Here is a 15,518-nt window from a genome sequence, read left to right on the forward strand (position 1 = left end):
GTTATTCCTCCCCAATTCGAAGCAGCTGTTTAATTTTCCGGAACGTCCGGACGAACTGTTCGATTTCTGTCTCTTCGATGTTTCCGTCGAGCAACGATTCAACGTAACGGTAGACGGCCGCATCCGCTTCTTCGACGATGCGATGTCCGGCTTCCGTCAACTCGATCAACCGCTCGCGCTGGTCATGCCCGCGTCGACTGACGACGAGCTCTTTGTCGACGAGCTTTTTTAACCGGTTGGAGACGGCGCTCTTATGAACTCCTTGTTTTTGGGCCAACTGGCCGGCTTGAATCGGACCGAACTGTTCGAGCAGTTTGAGTAGCTGCAGTTGTTCCCGCGAATAGTCATGCCAGACGTCACCGTCCATCGCCTCGATGACATGCTCCGCACCTTGGAACATGACCTCTTCGAACAACTGGACGGCCTCCCGCATCAATTCTTTCATTTTGGTTTACCCCCTAAACTAGATAAAGATAGTTTATGTCCTAAACTATCAACCGTCAACTAAAACGACCGATGAAGTCGTTCCTTCACCGGTCGAGTGGATATACATACGTATTAAACGTCAGCGTTCGTCCTCCCCATTCTATCTGTCGTACCTCGCCGTCACGGATAAAACCGGCACCCCTTAATACGTGTTGGGACGCCACGTTGTCGCTTGTCGTCTCAGCTCTCAATCCTTTGAATCCAGGCAACTTGAACGTCAGCAATTGGCGCAGGGCCGCCGTGGCATACCCGCGTCCCCCATGCTCCGCCCCGACCCGGTAACCGACCTCACCAGTGTCGGCATCGGTGTGATGGACGTCCCGACGCCCGACGATTGTATCGTCGCACCACATCAAGTAATAGCATCCGTCCACGTCCGCCTGCTCGCTCAATAGTTGCTGCAACGCCTGATGGAATGATTCCGGCTCATAGTAGGTGTCGCCTCGGCTCGTAACCGAACGCTCGAAATACGTGCGATTCTCGCACTCGAACTCATACAGCAACGCCTCATCTTGAAGACGTAACGCCTTTACGCTTACCCGATCCATGTGACGAGCGCCTCCCGCTGTCTCGACGCCTGGGCGAAGACACGTTTCAACTCATCGAACTGGTCCAATAAGTACTGTTTTTCCTCGAGTCCCCACTCCCGTTCAAATGGGTACAGTTCCTGCTCATTCATCGTCGCGACGTCGTAGCGCGCTTCTAGCGCCTCCAGCTCGATGTATTGAAGTCGGGTCGACAAGTCCTCGACTTCTCCCGGCATCAAATAGGCGATGCCCGTCTCTTCGTCGATGACATCCCCTCCGAAGACTGCCTTCCCGAGCGAATGACGGTCGATCTCGTTCAAATCGGTCGCCCCGGTCAATAAAAAGTAAAGACCGTGCCACGCCTTATCGATATCGGTCTGTCGTTCCTTATCTTCTAACAGTCGCTCGAAACGCTCCGGCTCTTGAAGCAGTGCTGTCAACTCTTCGACCGATACCCGCATGTATGCGCCAACCATCCCCATGTCTGATTCCCCTCTCCAATTCATATGTCTGACTATTCGGCACGGTCATGAAAAAAACCTTCCGAAGAAGGTTTAACGCATCGCTTCCGCGACACGGAGTCCTGAGACGTACGCGCTCTCGAACCGAGTCCGGCCTGAAGTGTCATCCGGCTCGAGGAAGACGTCACCGGCCAAGAAAATCGGCTCGTCACGCAATCGATGGTAAGGCTCGTTCCAGACGTCGGTCGCCTGCGCATAGCGCCACCGTTTCAACTGCCTCGATTGAATCACCGCCGACCCTGTCACCGTTTGCAACAGGCGCTCAATCTCACGAAGCGTGTCTTCGTCCGCTCGTTCATACCACTCCTCGCTCCACGACTCGTCCATATAGACGCTGACGAGTTCGGTCGCCGAGATGCCTTTTTGGCGGTTGTTGATGACTTTCAAGATACCCGGCGCCAAGTCTGTATCGAGAATCCCGTCCGGACCGATGGGAGTATCGCTTGCCAATTCGAACAAACCGACAAACGTCGGGGCGTACGTCAATTCACGTAACGCCGCATCGACCGGAAAATCTGCGAGCAAGTCGAGCGTCTGCGGGAGCGGCGACGTGATGAGGAGACGGTCATACTGTCGCGTCGTCACATCCGTCTTGACACTGACCTGACCATCTCGGGTCGTGACCGTCTCGACCCGCTCGTTCAAATGGACGGTCAACCCGTCGGCCAACCGTTTGGCCAAGGCGTTCATCCCATCGACGGCGACGTAGCGCGGATACGGGTCAGCGTACCAGACGTTCACCCACCCTCTCGTCTGCCAGTCGGCGACATCTTGTTTGAGTTCTTCCCCTCGTACGGTGAAATAGACAGCTCCGTGATCGGCTTTGCCGTCTCCGATCCGCCTCGTCGCCAAGCGTCCCCCGACGCTCCGACTCTTCTCAATCAATTCAACTGTATGGCCGTGACGCACGAGGTCGCGTGCTGCGACAATCCCGCTCAGTCCGGCACCAATAATACCGATGTTCATGTCCATTCCCCCTTCTGTCAGGAAGATTGTATCATGGCCGAGGACTCATACGCCGGAACCGATGCGCTTCACGCCGAGCGATCCCACTGCTCGTCATACTCGATACGCGCGTCTTCATACATGACGGCGAAACGGCTGACGATGAACGGGCGGATGAGTGCTAGTGCGACAAGGAAAATCCATGACCCGAGGATGACCAAGTCGAGTTGTATATAAAAAGTCAAACCGACTAGATACATCGGAACGAATGGCAAAATGAGTTTGAACGCATCCCACTTTCGTCCGCGCATCATCGTTCTCGATTTTGTGATTGCCTCTGTAGCAGACAGTTCTGGTTCGTCGCGTAAGATGAAGTATGTGAACGCATACGAGAAATACTTTATGATTCCTGGTACGACTAGCAACAATGTCCATAGTACTTGGAACAATATGACGAGAATTGTTGCGAGCAAATGTTTTCCATAACGGTGACGAAACGGGTCGAACACATCACTCCAGCGAATCGGCTGATCTCGTACCGTCTTTAAGATGAGCCAGCTGTATCCGACGTTAACCGGATAAAGGGCGATATAAACTAAGATGCCACCTAAACTGAGCACGGTCAGCGGCAGTGACTCCACCGTCAAACCGTAATAAGTCGGGTCTGCCATCAACCCCAATTCTAACATCACAGAGCAGGCGAACGACCAGATGAGTAATAGCCCTGCCTTTCCTTTTAACGCTTTGTGCGCCCGTTCATTCCATGTCTGAATCATCTTGTTTCCCCTTTTCGTTCGTCTTTCCTGTCTTATACGCAACGTGATGGAAAATGTTTCAAACTCCACAAAAAAACAGGGCGCTCGCCCTGTCCATCACTCTTCCCGATATTCTAAAATGTCGCCCGGCTGACAGTCGAGCGCCTGACAGATTGCTTCGAGCGTCGAGAAACGAATCGCTTTCGCTTTGCCCGTCTTTAAGATCGACAAGTTTGCCATTGTGATACCGACTTTTTCAGACAGCTCGGTCACACTCATCTTTCGTTTCGCCAACATTACGTCAAGATTTACAATAATCGCCATCTATCTCACCTTAGACCGTCAAATCATTTTCTTGCTTCATGTCGATGGCACGCTTCAATAGTTTCTGTAACAGTTCCGCGAATACGGCGACGACGAACGCGGCAAACACAAAGACGAGCCCGATGAGAAGGAACCCAGGCGCATCATCTCGCTCGGCGAACCAGTAGAAGAACGGGAGCGTCCCGATATAAACGGCCGTGATCGTCAACGCACAATACTTGATTGTGCGGAGTGATTGGACAGCCCGATACGAGAACCCTTCATCGCGGTCGATCAACCGGAGCAACATGAACGCTTGGAACAGCGCAAGGAAGAACGGGATGGCCGATACGTACATGCCAATCACAATCGGGCGAATCGAGTCCTCAATCCAACTCCCGCTCTCGACCGCCTCGCGCCAAATGTACGGAAGCAAAAACAAGCAGGCCGCCACAATCGGGACAGCCAGAACGAATACGGCCAGCCGTAAAAAAACCGTCTCTCGTTTCATGATGAAGCCACCTCACTTCGTTTGATAGCTTCATCATAACCTCACTTTTATCGTTTATCAATAAATAATCATCGTAAATAAATAAAAACCTCAGATTTCTCTGAGGTTCATCCTTAGTTCATGGCTTCGAGTTCATCCTCTGTGACCCATTTATGGTTCGTGACGTCTTCCCCGTCGTTTGTGGTGAAGTCGACCATATACACCGTCGTCTGTTCGGCCGAATCAATCGTCGCCTCGGCGCCGTCCATCCCGTCCATGTGGTCCGTGGCCAGAGTGGCTTCGGTCCCTTCTTCTAACGGTGCCTCACCTGGATTGTCGAGTTCTTCATGGATTACCCACTTATGATCTTCGACCGGGTCACCCCCATCCGTCGGGGTATAAGAAACCGAATAGACGGTCGTGTCATATGCACCGACGATTGTCGCCTCGGTGCCATCCATGCCCGGCATATGGTCGGCCGTCATCATCGCGGTCGACCCGACCGGGAACGTCGGATCTGTCGCTTCACTTAACCCGCTCGGCACCTCTCCTGATCCCGAATGGTCCATCATCGAATGGTCCGAATGTTCTTCTGTCGAATCGCTCGTCTGTTCTTCCTCGGCATCCCCACAAGCTGCCAAAGTCGTCACGAGCAACATCGCGCTCAAACCCGTCATCCATTTTTTCTGTCTCATCGAATCTCTCCCTTACGTCTTTATGTGTATACGTTACCCTGCTGCTAAGGTGATGAGACGTTTTTGAGACCGATACGATGATTTGTTAGCAGTTTGACACATAAAAAGACCGCCCTCGAACGAATCACGGGACGGTCTTTGCCTCAATGGTGCTTGATTTTTCTCAAGAAAACCAACATCGGGAGGAGCAAGAGCGCCGCTGCCCCGAGCCCTCCTTGAATCGACGTGTACAGGGCGAGCAGTCCAATCAACGGTCCCCCGGCGACTTGACCGAACGCGTCGACCTGACCGAACATCGACAAAATCGTCGCCCGGCCTTTCGACGGGAGCCGCTCGTTCGTCATGACGCTCATAAGCGGGTAGTGCACGTTGCGCAGTGCCGCAATCGTCCAATACAGCAACACGGCCACCCAAAACTGTCCGACCCAAGCGAAAGCAAGCATCGCAACGATGAGCAACACGTTGAACCAAAACAAGGTCGTCGCATAGCGTCCTTTGACGTATAGCTCGACACCTTTCAACACCAGCATGTTGAATAGAAACGCGACGGCATAGAACAAGCCGAACCAATACACGGCCGCCTGTTCCGACAACTGGAACGTCTCAATCAAATGCGCGCCCCATAACCGGTCGAATCCTTCACTAGCGAGACCCCAGACGAGCGTGATGGCAGCCAAGCCGACGAGAATCGAATTGCCACGGATATGGGTGTATCCGTCCCGAACCGTCCGTTTTGCTTGCACGAGGTTCGAGGTATCGGCCCGCGTGATCGGTTCGAACCGCGTCTCTGGCAAGACGCGCCATGCGATGATCGCGAGCATGACCAACATCCCACCGGCGAGCACGATTGTCGTTTGGACGGACGTGACTTCGGCGAGGAGCACGGCAAGCCCAATTCCGACGAAGCGGCCGAGCGAACTATATTGAGCGCCTCGCAAAAACACTTGTTCTAACCCGTCATTCCCCATCTCATCGGCAATCCATGCCTGTTCGGCCCCGCTGATGAACGTCCAGCCGATACCCCATAGCGCTGACGCGACCGCGATGGCCCAAAATTCAGGGATGCCCCCTTCTAGCAAATGGGCCAATCCAATCAAACCGATGCCGATGACCATTGACCGCTTCCGCCCATATAAATCGGCGACGAGACCGGTGGGCAACTCGAATAGTAAAATCGATACTTCTAAAATCGTTCCAATCAAGACGAGTTGTAACGCATTCAACTCGGCGGTCGTCATATAATAGATGGCGTTCAACGTGAACACCATCTGTATGATGAGCGAGCGCGAACTCGTGACCGCATAGTAAAGCTGTTGAATCTTCAATTGTATGGTTCCTCCGATAGTTTGTTCCGATACAGTGAATCATCGGAGGAGGTGGCCAACTTATGAACGCACGTCCTCCGGCAGGATGAATGTGTTAACTAGTTGGATTCGCATGGCGTTCTCTCCTTAGTCGTTATACCTTCAGTATACAAGCCGGTTCGCATGACGTAAATCACAACAAAAAAAGCCAAGATCCCGAAAGATCTTGGCCTACCGTTTATTCGACTGTGACTGATTTCGCCAAGTTACGTGGCTTGTCGACATCGCAATCACGCGCAAGAGCCGCGTAATACGAGATGAGTTGAAGCGGTAATACCGTCACGAGCGGCGTGAGCAGTGGCTCGACACGCGGCAAGACGAATGAATCACTCTCGTGTTCCATGCCTTCCATCGAGATCGTGCAGGCAACGGCGCCACGGGCGACAACTTCCTTGATGTTTCCACGGATGTTGAGGTGCGTGTTCGGTTGCGAGACGAGCGTGATGACCGGTGTGCCATCTTCAATCAAGGCGATCGGTCCGTGCTTGAGCTCACCACCTGGGTAGCCTTCTGCTTGGATATACGAGATCTCTTTGAGCTTGAGGGCACCTTCGAGACCGACGTATGAGTCCATGCCGCGACCGAGGAAGAACGCGTTGCGTGACTCTTTCAAGAACTTGTCTGCCAATTGCTCAAAGATTTCTTTTTGAGCCATGACCGAGTCCATGATCGTCGCGACACGCGCGAGCTCTGTCATGAGGTCAAACGGAAGCTTCTTGCCGTTCGCACGAGCGATGTCGTAGGCGAGGATGGCGAGCACGGCGATTTGGGCCGTGTATGCTTTCGTCGATGCGACCGCGATCTCCGGGCCGGCGTGGAGGAGCATCGTTTCGTTCGCTTCACGTGAGAGCGTCGAACCGGCAACGTTCGTGAGTGTGAGCGCCTTGTAGCCGCGCTTCTTCACTTCGACGAGGACGGCCCGGCTGTCCGCTGTCTCACCTGATTGTGAGATGAAGAGGAACAACGGCTTCTCCGTGAGGAGCGGCATGTTGTAACCGAATTCTGAAGCGACGTGCACTTCTGTCGGCACACCTGCGACGCGCTCGATCAATTGCTTGCCGACGAGACCAGCGTGGTAGCTCGTACCACAGGCGACGATATAGATGCGGTCCGCTTCTGAGACGAGCGAGCGCACGCCTTCCGTGAGCTCGATGTCACCGGCGTCGTTCTGGTAGTGCTGGATGATGTTGCGGATGACGGCTGGTTGCTCGTCCATCTCTTTCAACATGTAGTGCGCGTACGTGCCTTTCTCGATGTCTGACGCATCGATCTCGGCCGTATACGGGGCACGTTCGAGGACTTCGCCGTCGAGTGTCTTGATCGTCGCCGATTCGCGCGTCAAGATGACAATCTCGCCGTCGTGGAGCTCGAGGTACTGGTCCGTCACTTGGAGCATCGCCATCGCGTCAGACGCCACGACGTTGAACGTGCCGTCGCCGAGTCCGACGAGGAGCGGTGACTTGTTCTTGCCGATATAGAGGCGCTCTTTATCTTCCGAGTCGATCATCGCGATCGCGTACGAGCCGTGGAGCTCAGACAACGTCTTGCGGAACGCCGCCTCGACGTCGCCGAGTTCGACGAAGTTCTTCTCCATCAACTGGACGATGACTTCCGTGTCCGTCTCCGAGAGGAACGGCACGTCGAGTGTCGCCTTGATCTGTTCGTCGTTCTCGATGACACCGTTGTGGACGAGCGTGAAGCGGCCCGTCGTGCTCTGGTGCGGGTGGGCGTTCGGCACACTCGGCACCCCGTGTGTTGCCCATCGTGTGTGGCCGATTCCAATCGTGCCATCTACTTCTGCTGGGACGACTTCGCGTAGCGCAGCAATCCGGCCGACTTCTTTATGCACGTTCACGTTATCATGCATCAAAGCAAGACCTGCCGAGTCGTAACCGCGGTACTCGAGTTTTTCAAGACCTTTGAGAAGGATTTCCTTCGCTCCGGTATTCCCAATCATTCCTACAATTCCACACATACAAAAATCTCCTCTATATTCGATTTCTCGAAAAAGGAAACGGGCTTTTTCTAAGAGCTGTCAACGCGCTCCCCTTTGGCCGTCCGGTCGCCCGGGCGTTTTGAGGGTTTGCTTGTAGTCGTGACAGGCGACTAGGAGGCATCCGCCGAAAACTCGATAACCTCCAACCTCGTCAACTCCGAAGAGTTCTGGCGCTTGTTTCGTACTGGGTGTCCTTCCGTTTCTAAGGTCACGCTCTTAATAGTACAAATCACACCTCCATTCGTCAAGAAAATCACATAATTTCACAGTGACAAAACGGAAACAAAAAGGGAACCCGAGGACGGATTCCCTTGTTTTATTCCCTATTTCGACAGAATTATCCTTCTACACCGTAATCTTCGCGGACAACTTGTGCGATTCGTTCGACATAACGGTCACATTCTTCCGAAGTCGGTGCTTCCGCCATGACGCGTACGAGCGGCTCCGTACCAGAGGCGCGGACGAGGATGCGGCCGTTGCCGTTCATTTCCGTTTCCGCTTCTTGAATCGTCGCGAGCACGCGGTCGCCGTTCATCGCCTCGTTTTTGTCCGTGACACGGATGTTGACGAGTTTTTGTGGGTAGACCGGCATCTCAGCCGCGAGTTCTGACAGCTTGCGGCCTGTCGTCTTCACGATTTGGGCGAGTTGAACGCCAGAGAGCATGCCGTCTCCCGTCGTCGAGTGGTCGAGGAAGATAAGGTGACCCGACTGCTCGCCACCGAGTGTGTAGTTGTGTTTCTTCATCTCTTCGACGACATAACGGTCACCGACCGCCGTCTGAAGCGCCGTCATACCAGCCTCTTCAACCGCTTTATGGAAGCCGAGGTTACTCATGACCGTCGCGACAATCGTGTTGTCTTTGAGACGGCCTTTCTCGCTCAAGTACTTCCCGCAGATGTACATGATTTTATCGCCGTCGACGATATCACCGTTCTCATCGATCGCAATCAAGCGGTCGCCGTCGCCGTCAAAGGCGAGACCCATGTCCGCTCCTTTTTCACGAACGAACTGTGCCAAGTGCTCAGGGTGTGTCGAGCCGACACCTTCGTTGATGTTCAAGCCGTTCGGCGAGTTTCCGATCGTCGAGACGTTCGCCTCGAGGTCAGCAAACAGACGTGCTGCCAATCCGCTCGTCGCACCATGGGCGCAGTCAAGGGCAATATGGAGACCGTCGAAATCTTCTTCGACCGTCTGTTTCAACATTTGAAGGTACTTCTGTGCACCTTCATAGTAATCCGAGACAAAGCCGAGGTCTTTCCCGACCGGGCGTGGCAACGTGTCTTCCGCCGCATCCAAAATCGCTTCGATTTCCGCTTCTGTCGCGTCATCGAGCTTAAAGCCGTCGCTACCAAAGAACTTGATGCCGTTATCCGCGACCGGGTTGTGCGATGCCGAGATCATGACACCGGCTGTTGCATCAAGCGACTTCGTCAAATAAGCGACACCTGGCGTCGAGATGACGCCGAGACGCATCACTTCGGCTCCGATTGAGAGGAGACCCGCGATGAGTGCACCTTCAAGCATGTGGCCTGAAATGCGTGTGTCACGGCCAATCAAAACTTTTGGCTGTTCGCCGGCTGGCAAGTGTTTCGATAACACGTAGCCGCCCGCACGACCTAAACGATATGCTAATTCTGCTGTCAATTCTGAGTTCGCGACACCGCGGACTCCATCAGTTCCAAAATATTTACCCATGAATTCAATTCCTCACTTTTGTATGATTGAACGCCTCATTGAATCGAGGACGTTTCGGTTTGTTCATCGACACTCGTCAACTCAATGTCGATCGTTTTCGGTGAGACGACGGTCACACCTTTTGGTACTTCATAATCGACGTCGACCCCATGCAGTCCGCTCGGGAGACCTGTCAAATCCAAGGTCACACTCACGCTGTTCGACGTGATGTTTTCCAACAGGGATCGCTTCCCGGACAACGTCACTCCAATCACTTCAGGAGCTTGGAGCGTAAAGTTGGTCCGGTCATACCCCCGCACGGTCACAGGGACCGTCAAGCGAACCCGTTCCGTCAATTCGCCTGTGTCGTCTCGCGTCTCATCTGCAGCCCGGACGAGCAATTGGACTTCCACTTGCTTTGTCGCAAGGGATGAAGCGCCTTCTGGCAAAGCGAGATTGGCGGTCACTTTCCCGGTCTTGTCGATGCCGTCTAAATCAATCGGCTCCGTCTCCACGATGTCGATCGCATCGAGCACGTCTTGTGGCGCAAAGACACGGACTTCCGTCTCTTCAAGCAACGTATCGACAAGTCTGTAATCGTCGGCCACTTCACCAGTCGTGACTGCTTCGATCGGGAAGACGGCACTTTGTTCGTAGACCGGGACCGACACACTGATGATGTTCGGTTCAACAGTCACGTTGAGCGGATTGCCGTTCGCATCTAAAATCGTCGGCGTCAATTCTCGCGTGAACGTTTGACTTTGGTTGGCGACATCGACGTTCAACGTGATCTCTTTGACGTTTTGAATCCGACTGGCACCGCCCGAGACTTTCACCGTTGCCGGTTCAATATCGGCGTCACCAACCACTTTCCCTTCTGGCAACTGCTCTTTGTTCAAAAGGTTGACCGATACGGGAACTTCAATTGTCTGTTTACGGTCGATGTAAATTTCTACTGTATCCCGTTCGAGCTTGACGTTGACGTCTCCGCCAAAGCCGCGTGCCTCAACCGGAACACGGTGGAAGCCGGTCCCGAGATTCGTTAAATCGACGAAGACTTGATAATCTTTCACCAATTTCGTCATCGTTAAACTGCTAGATGGTCCTTGAAGTTCAACGTTCATTTCTTCTGGAACGTTATATGCCACGTACTGCACCTCATCGAAGAACACTTCGACGGGAACGTCGAGCGTCATCGAACTTTGTCCGACGATCGGGAGGGCATTCGTGGAGTTGGTCGACGAACTCGTTTCGGCGACCATGAAATAAAGCAGGATGGCTAAAGCAAGTGCGATGATGCGGAGAAACCATTTATGTTGTAACCACTGATCAATCACTTACTTGTCCCCCCCTTTTTTATTAAAGAACGAGAGCGTCGTCTCTTTTTCTTCAATAACGAGTTCTTGGATCAACTTACTGCGAAGTGCCTCCTCATCCAACTCTCGATACAGACGACCGGCAATCGCGAGTGACACGGCGCCTGTTTCTTCAGAGACGGTGAGGGTCACGCTATCAGTCACTTCACTGACCCCGATGGCGGCCCGGTGTCGTGTCCCTAACGCTTTATCGATGTGCGGGCTCTCGGACAACGGCAAATAACAAGCCGCGGCCGCAATTTTCCCGTCCTGGATAATCATCGCCCCGTCATGCAGCGGAGTGTTCGGAATGAACAGGTTGATAATCAGTTGTGATGTGATGTGCGAATCCATGCGAATCCCGGTCTCGACGTACTCATTCAAGCCCGTATCGCGTTCAATCGCAATCAATGCGCCGATGCGACGTTTTGACATGTATTGCGCCGAACTGACGATCGCTTCGATCATTTGACGTTGCTTATCCTCATCGCTCGTGCTCGTTCGGCCGAACAAATTACTTGTTCGTCCTAAATGCTCGAGTCCTCTTCTGAGTTCTGGTTGGAAGATGATAATGATCCCAAGTAGTCCATATGTGATGATTTGATTCAATAAGAACTGTAACGTCTTCAACCCAAAGAACCCACTGAGGAACCAGCTGACAAGGATGATGGAAATCCCTTTAATCAATTGGACCGCTTTTGTCCCACGTACAATCATCATCAATTTATAGATGACATACGTGACGACGACAATATCTAAAACGTCATTCAAATAATCGTACCAATGTACGTTCTCTGAAAGACTAAAAAATGATAAGAATGATACCTGTTCAAGTAGCGGCAAATGCTCCCCTCCTCAACTACCTAGCCAATTCGTGCAAATTACATTATATCACATTTCCGAAACCGCGCATCGCTAGACAATAAAACGAAACCAGATTGAAACGAACACAAAAAGACGCCGTCTCCGGCGTCTCCGTTAGAAGATTTGTTTGAACGAATACCACATCCACTCAAACATCCGATCGATCTGCTCAAGTTCTCCCGTGACTTCTCCAGCGCTAGCCAGATAAGCCCGACCATTTACAGCCGTCGCGTTCCCATTGACGGTCCCTTCAATTCGAAGGTCCCCGCCTTGGACCGTGATATCCCGCTCGACGGTAACGCCTTCCGGGATGACGACCTCGTTTGACGTGACAACGATGCCCGGCACTTTCGTGTACGTCATCGTCTCTGTCGATTCGTTCCATAGGCCGAGCGTCGCGCTCGACATCAAACTGAAGAATAAGGCGGCCGCCATCAGTCCTGGATGCTTACGGAACCACGTCATCCATTTGGATGGTGGTTTGCGTTTCGTCTGGACTTTTTCTTCAAATCGAGTCACCGGTGTGACATCGACCCGTGCTTTCGCGTCAGGTAGAGATGCCATCACACGGGCTGTAAAATCATCGGATAGTTTCGGCCGTGGTAAGGCCTTCAGTTCGGCATCTATTCGTTCGTATTGAAGGTACGCTTCATATAAGTCGTCGTCCTCCAACAAGTGACGTAGTTCGTCAGATTCTTCGGGCAGGATGCCATCTTCCAAATATTGTTGTACTTTTTCTTCAGGAGTCAATTGAACCCCTCCCTGTTTTGAAAGAATGTCTTTAACATTTCTCTTCCCCGGAAGATCCTTGTTTTAACCGTAGCGACCGGCATATCGATCATGACGCTAATTTCTTTGAGCGATAAATCATCCACGTACTTCAGCAGGAGCGGGATCCGATACTTATCGGGCAACTGCTTGATCGCTTCATGCATCTCGCCTCGAATTTCGCGATGAACGACTTGGGCATCGGGTTGGGGTGCTTCATCAGCCAAATGGTCCTGATAGGTCAAGCCGTCGGTGCCAGCAATCTCGGCATCCATCGAATACTCCGGCTTTCGTTTTCTGAGACGATCGATTGCGACATTCGTCGCAATGCGATAGAGCCACGTCTTGAACTTGTACTGAGGATCGTACGTATCAATCCGGGTATACGCCCGAATGAACGTCTCCTGGGCTGCGTCTTCCGCTTCGCCACGATCATATAATATCTTATAAGCGACAGCAAAGACACCATCCTTGTACAGTTCTACCAGCTCAGCAAACGAATCATGATTCCCCGACCTCAATTCGTCTACTAAACGGGTGGTCAGCCGTTCCATCAATCCACTTCCCCTCTCCGCAACCTATGCGGTCATCTTTCTATACGAATCGTTTTCTATGTAGGTTTCAAAAAAAATCGTAACAACAAAAAAAGTTTCCAAGTCCATTGTAGCAAAGGGACTTGGAAACTGTAAGGTCATCAGACAGTTTCACCTTCCAATAACAGGTTTTCTTTGGATTTCAAAATCGTCTCGCACAACTCAAACGCCAACTGGGCCGTCGTATCCTCATGGTCAAGCGCCGGATTCAATTCAACCAACTCAATCGCAATCAGATCGTCTGCCTTCATCGCTTCGGCCAAAATCGCTTTTCCTTCCGCGGCCGTCAGACCTTGATCGACCGGCGTCCCGGTACCTGGCACAAGTTTCGCGTCCAAGCTGTCCATGTCGAAACTGAGATAGAAGCGATCGACACGTGCGCGCAAATAAGCGAGTGCTTCTTCCATCATGACGTCGACGCCCCGCGTCCGAATTTCTTCGACCGTGATGACTTTAATGCCAAGACGATTGATTTCTCGAATCTCACCTTCATCGATGTCTCGAAGCGCCATATAGACCAAGTGCTCAGGCGCGAGTTTGGGTTCACGTCCGCCGACTTCAGTCAAGCGAATATCTCCCATTCCCATCGCCGCAGCAAGCGGCATGCCATGAATATTGCCCGATGGAGACGTTTCTCCCGTATTCAAATCAGCATGTGCGTCGACCCAGATGACGCCGTACGGTCCTGTTTTGGCAAGACCCGCCAGCGTCCCGATTGCCATGCTGTGATCGCCCCCAACGATCAAGGGGAATCGTTTCGCCTGTATCTCGATATCGACGACTTCTGCCAGTTCTTGGACCGTGTATAACACCCCGTCTACGCGTTTCAAATGCTCTTCACTGTTGATCATTTCAGATTCAGGTAACACCCGAATCGTCTGTCGCTTCGTTGAGGCCGGTAATAATGTCTCCAATCCAAGTGTGCGTAACTTTGATGGACCTTGCTCTACGCCATGTTTCCCCTGTCCATAGCGAAGCGGTACTTCAATATATGACCAATTCATCCCCATTTCCCCCTTGAACGTTTAATATCTACATTGTAAACGTTACCAAAGTCGTGGTTCAACTTCACATCATGATGAATAAACATACAAAAAGGCAGCCTGAATGGTGGCAGGCTGCCTTTCTCTGTACTCTCAAGTGAATGGTTCATGGATTTAGGCAAAAAAAAACTTAAGTCATAAGTAACTTAAGAAAAAAACAAATGGTGGAGCCTAGCGGGATCGAACCGCTGACCTCCTGCGTGCAAGGCAGGCGCTCTCCCAGCTGAGCTAAGGCCCCTTAAAGGGAAAAATATGGAGCGGAAGACGGGATTCGAACCCGCGACCCCGACCTTGGCAAGGTCGTATTCTACCACTGAACTACTTCCGCAAAAACATGGTGAGCCATGCAGGGCTCGAACCTGCGACCCTCTGATTAAAAGTCAGATGCTCTACCAACTGAGCTAATGGCTCAAACCTGGTGGGGGGGGGCGGATTCGAACCGCCGAACCCGAGGGAGCGGATTTACAGTCCGCCGCGTTTAGCCACTTCGCTACCCCCCCAAGGAGTGCCGGCGAAAGGATTCGAACCCTCGACCCTCTGATTACAAGTCAGATGCTCTACCAACTGAGCTACACCGGCATATATGGTTTGATTGGTTAAAATTAAATGGTGGAGGATGACGGGATCGAACCGCCGACCCCCTGCTTGTAAGGCAGGTGCTCTCCCAGCTGAGCTAATCCTCCAAATGGTGACCCGTACGGGATTCGAACCCGTGTTACCGCCGTGAAAGGGCGGTGTCTTAACCGCTTGACCAACGGGCCTTAATATGGCTCCGCAAGTAGGATTTGAACCTACGACCTACCGGTTAACAGCCGGTTGCTCTACCACTGAGCTATTGCGGAACGATCTTGCCTGGCAACGTCCTATCCTCACAGGGGGAGACCCCCAACTACTTTCGGCGCTGAAGCGCTTAACTTCCGTGTTCGGCATGGGAACGGGTGTGGCCGCTTCGCTATCGCCACCAGACAAAAGAATATTAACATCGCCTCGAGGGCGTGTCAATCCATTTCAGGGTTGTTCCCTGAAAACTGAAGACTCATCAATTCATGCAAACCATTAGACTAGATCAAAGCCTCGACCGATTAGTATCATTCAGCTCCACACGTCGCCGTGCTTCCACCCATGACCTATCTACCTC

The 15,518-nt window shown here is 52.4% G+C and carries 16 protein-coding genes, 8 tRNA genes and 1 rRNA gene; all 25 read right to left on the reverse strand.

The features are described 5' to 3' along the window. Position 1: 1 nt before the first annotated feature. Entirely contained in the window at positions 2-445 is a 444-nt protein-coding gene (locus KNP74_RS12910) for a MarR family winged helix-turn-helix transcriptional regulator (RefSeq protein ID WP_021065862.1), read from the reverse strand. Positions 446-530: 85 nt separating this feature from the next. After that, positions 531-1,034 carry a GNAT family N-acetyltransferase gene (locus KNP74_RS12915; protein ID WP_138858578.1) on the reverse strand — a complete coding sequence of 168 codons (504 nt, stop codon included), beginning with the start codon at positions 1,032-1,034 and terminating at the stop codon, positions 531-533. After that, on the reverse strand, positions 1,022-1,495 hold the full coding sequence (locus KNP74_RS12920; protein ID WP_214711175.1) for a YfbM family protein: 474 nt from the start codon (positions 1,493-1,495) through the stop codon (positions 1,022-1,024). Before KNP74_RS12920 ends, KNP74_RS12915 begins: the two co-directional genes overlap by 13 nt. Before the next feature lie 72 nt (positions 1,496-1,567). After that, the gene (locus KNP74_RS12925) at positions 1,568-2,500 is read right to left on the reverse strand and encodes an NAD(P)/FAD-dependent oxidoreductase (protein ID WP_251130186.1); all 933 of its coding nucleotides are present in this window, start codon (positions 2,498-2,500) and stop codon (positions 1,568-1,570) included. 68 nt (positions 2,501-2,568) lie between these two features. After that, on the reverse strand, positions 2,569-3,255 hold the full coding sequence (locus KNP74_RS12930; protein WP_214764495.1) for a DUF975 family protein: 687 nt from the start codon (positions 3,253-3,255) through the stop codon (positions 2,569-2,571). 96 nt (positions 3,256-3,351) lie between these two features. Continuing rightward, positions 3,352-3,558 carry a helix-turn-helix domain-containing protein gene (locus KNP74_RS12935; RefSeq protein ID WP_021065857.1) on the reverse strand — a complete coding sequence of 69 codons (207 nt, stop codon included), beginning with the start codon at positions 3,556-3,558 and terminating at the stop codon, positions 3,352-3,354. A gap of 10 nt (positions 3,559-3,568) precedes the next feature. Next, positions 3,569-4,048: a DUF2975 domain-containing protein gene (locus tag KNP74_RS12940; protein ID WP_214764496.1), complete on the reverse strand. Its 480-nt coding sequence runs from the start codon at positions 4,046-4,048 to the stop codon at positions 3,569-3,571. A gap of 113 nt (positions 4,049-4,161) precedes the next feature. Then, positions 4,162-4,722: a YdhK family protein gene (locus KNP74_RS12945; RefSeq protein ID WP_214764497.1), complete on the reverse strand. Its 561-nt coding sequence runs from the start codon at positions 4,720-4,722 to the stop codon at positions 4,162-4,164. 143 nt (positions 4,723-4,865) lie between these two features. After that, entirely contained in the window at positions 4,866-6,047 is a 1,182-nt protein-coding gene (locus KNP74_RS12950; RefSeq protein WP_214764498.1) for an MFS transporter, read from the reverse strand. 217 nt (positions 6,048-6,264) lie between these two features. Beyond that, positions 6,265-8,061, reverse strand: coding sequence for a glutamine--fructose-6-phosphate transaminase (isomerizing) (glmS, locus tag KNP74_RS12955; protein WP_034779756.1), 1,797 nt, complete (start codon positions 8,059-8,061; stop codon positions 6,265-6,267). A gap of 358 nt (positions 8,062-8,419) precedes the next feature. Further along, positions 8,420-9,778, reverse strand: coding sequence for a phosphoglucosamine mutase (gene glmM, locus KNP74_RS12960; RefSeq protein ID WP_214764499.1), 1,359 nt, complete (start codon positions 9,776-9,778; stop codon positions 8,420-8,422). Between the two features lie 35 nt (positions 9,779-9,813). Further along, positions 9,814-11,094, reverse strand: coding sequence for a CdaR family protein (locus KNP74_RS12965; RefSeq protein WP_214764500.1), 1,281 nt, complete (start codon positions 11,092-11,094; stop codon positions 9,814-9,816). Next, positions 11,095-11,955 (reverse strand): diadenylate cyclase CdaA, encoded by an 861-nt coding sequence (cdaA, locus tag KNP74_RS12970; protein WP_034779763.1) that lies wholly within the window; start codon positions 11,953-11,955, stop codon positions 11,095-11,097. It lies immediately after the preceding gene. A gap of 135 nt (positions 11,956-12,090) precedes the next feature. Next, positions 12,091-12,726 (reverse strand): bactofilin family protein, encoded by a 636-nt coding sequence (locus KNP74_RS12975; RefSeq protein ID WP_214709084.1) that lies wholly within the window; start codon positions 12,724-12,726, stop codon positions 12,091-12,093. Next, positions 12,723-13,298, reverse strand: coding sequence for an RNA polymerase sigma factor SigW (sigW, locus tag KNP74_RS12980; RefSeq protein ID WP_214764502.1), 576 nt, complete (start codon positions 13,296-13,298; stop codon positions 12,723-12,725). Before sigW ends, KNP74_RS12975 begins: the two co-directional genes overlap by 4 nt. A gap of 140 nt (positions 13,299-13,438) precedes the next feature. Continuing rightward, on the reverse strand, positions 13,439-14,341 hold the full coding sequence (gene rocF / locus KNP74_RS12985) for an arginase (RefSeq protein WP_214764503.1): 903 nt from the start codon (positions 14,339-14,341) through the stop codon (positions 13,439-13,441). A gap of 201 nt (positions 14,342-14,542) precedes the next feature. Further along, positions 14,543-14,618: transfer RNA gene (locus KNP74_RS12990), tRNA-Ala, on the reverse strand. Between the two features lie 15 nt (positions 14,619-14,633). Continuing rightward, positions 14,634-14,708, reverse strand: a tRNA-Gly gene (locus tag KNP74_RS12995). 7 nt (positions 14,709-14,715) lie between these two features. Next, a tRNA-Lys gene (locus KNP74_RS13000) sits at positions 14,716-14,791 on the reverse strand. A gap of 5 nt (positions 14,792-14,796) precedes the next feature. Next, positions 14,797-14,880 (reverse strand) — tRNA-Tyr (locus tag KNP74_RS13005). A 6-nt stretch (positions 14,881-14,886) separates the two neighbouring features. Continuing rightward, a tRNA-Thr gene (locus KNP74_RS13010) sits at positions 14,887-14,959 on the reverse strand. A 28-nt stretch (positions 14,960-14,987) separates the two neighbouring features. After that, positions 14,988-15,063: transfer RNA gene (locus tag KNP74_RS13015), tRNA-Val, on the reverse strand. A 3-nt stretch (positions 15,064-15,066) separates the two neighbouring features. Then, positions 15,067-15,141, reverse strand: a tRNA-Glu gene (locus tag KNP74_RS13020). Between the two features lie 6 nt (positions 15,142-15,147). Continuing rightward, positions 15,148-15,222: transfer RNA gene (locus tag KNP74_RS13025), tRNA-Asn, on the reverse strand. A gap of 8 nt (positions 15,223-15,230) precedes the next feature. Then, positions 15,231-15,346: ribosomal RNA gene (rrf, locus tag KNP74_RS13030) — 5S ribosomal RNA — on the reverse strand. Positions 15,347-15,518 lie beyond the last annotated feature (172 nt).

It is taken from the genome of Exiguobacterium sp. s141 (genome assembly GCF_018618085.1).
GTDB classification, from domain to species: Bacteria; Bacillota; Bacilli; order Exiguobacteriales; family Exiguobacteriaceae; genus Exiguobacterium; species Exiguobacterium mexicanum_A.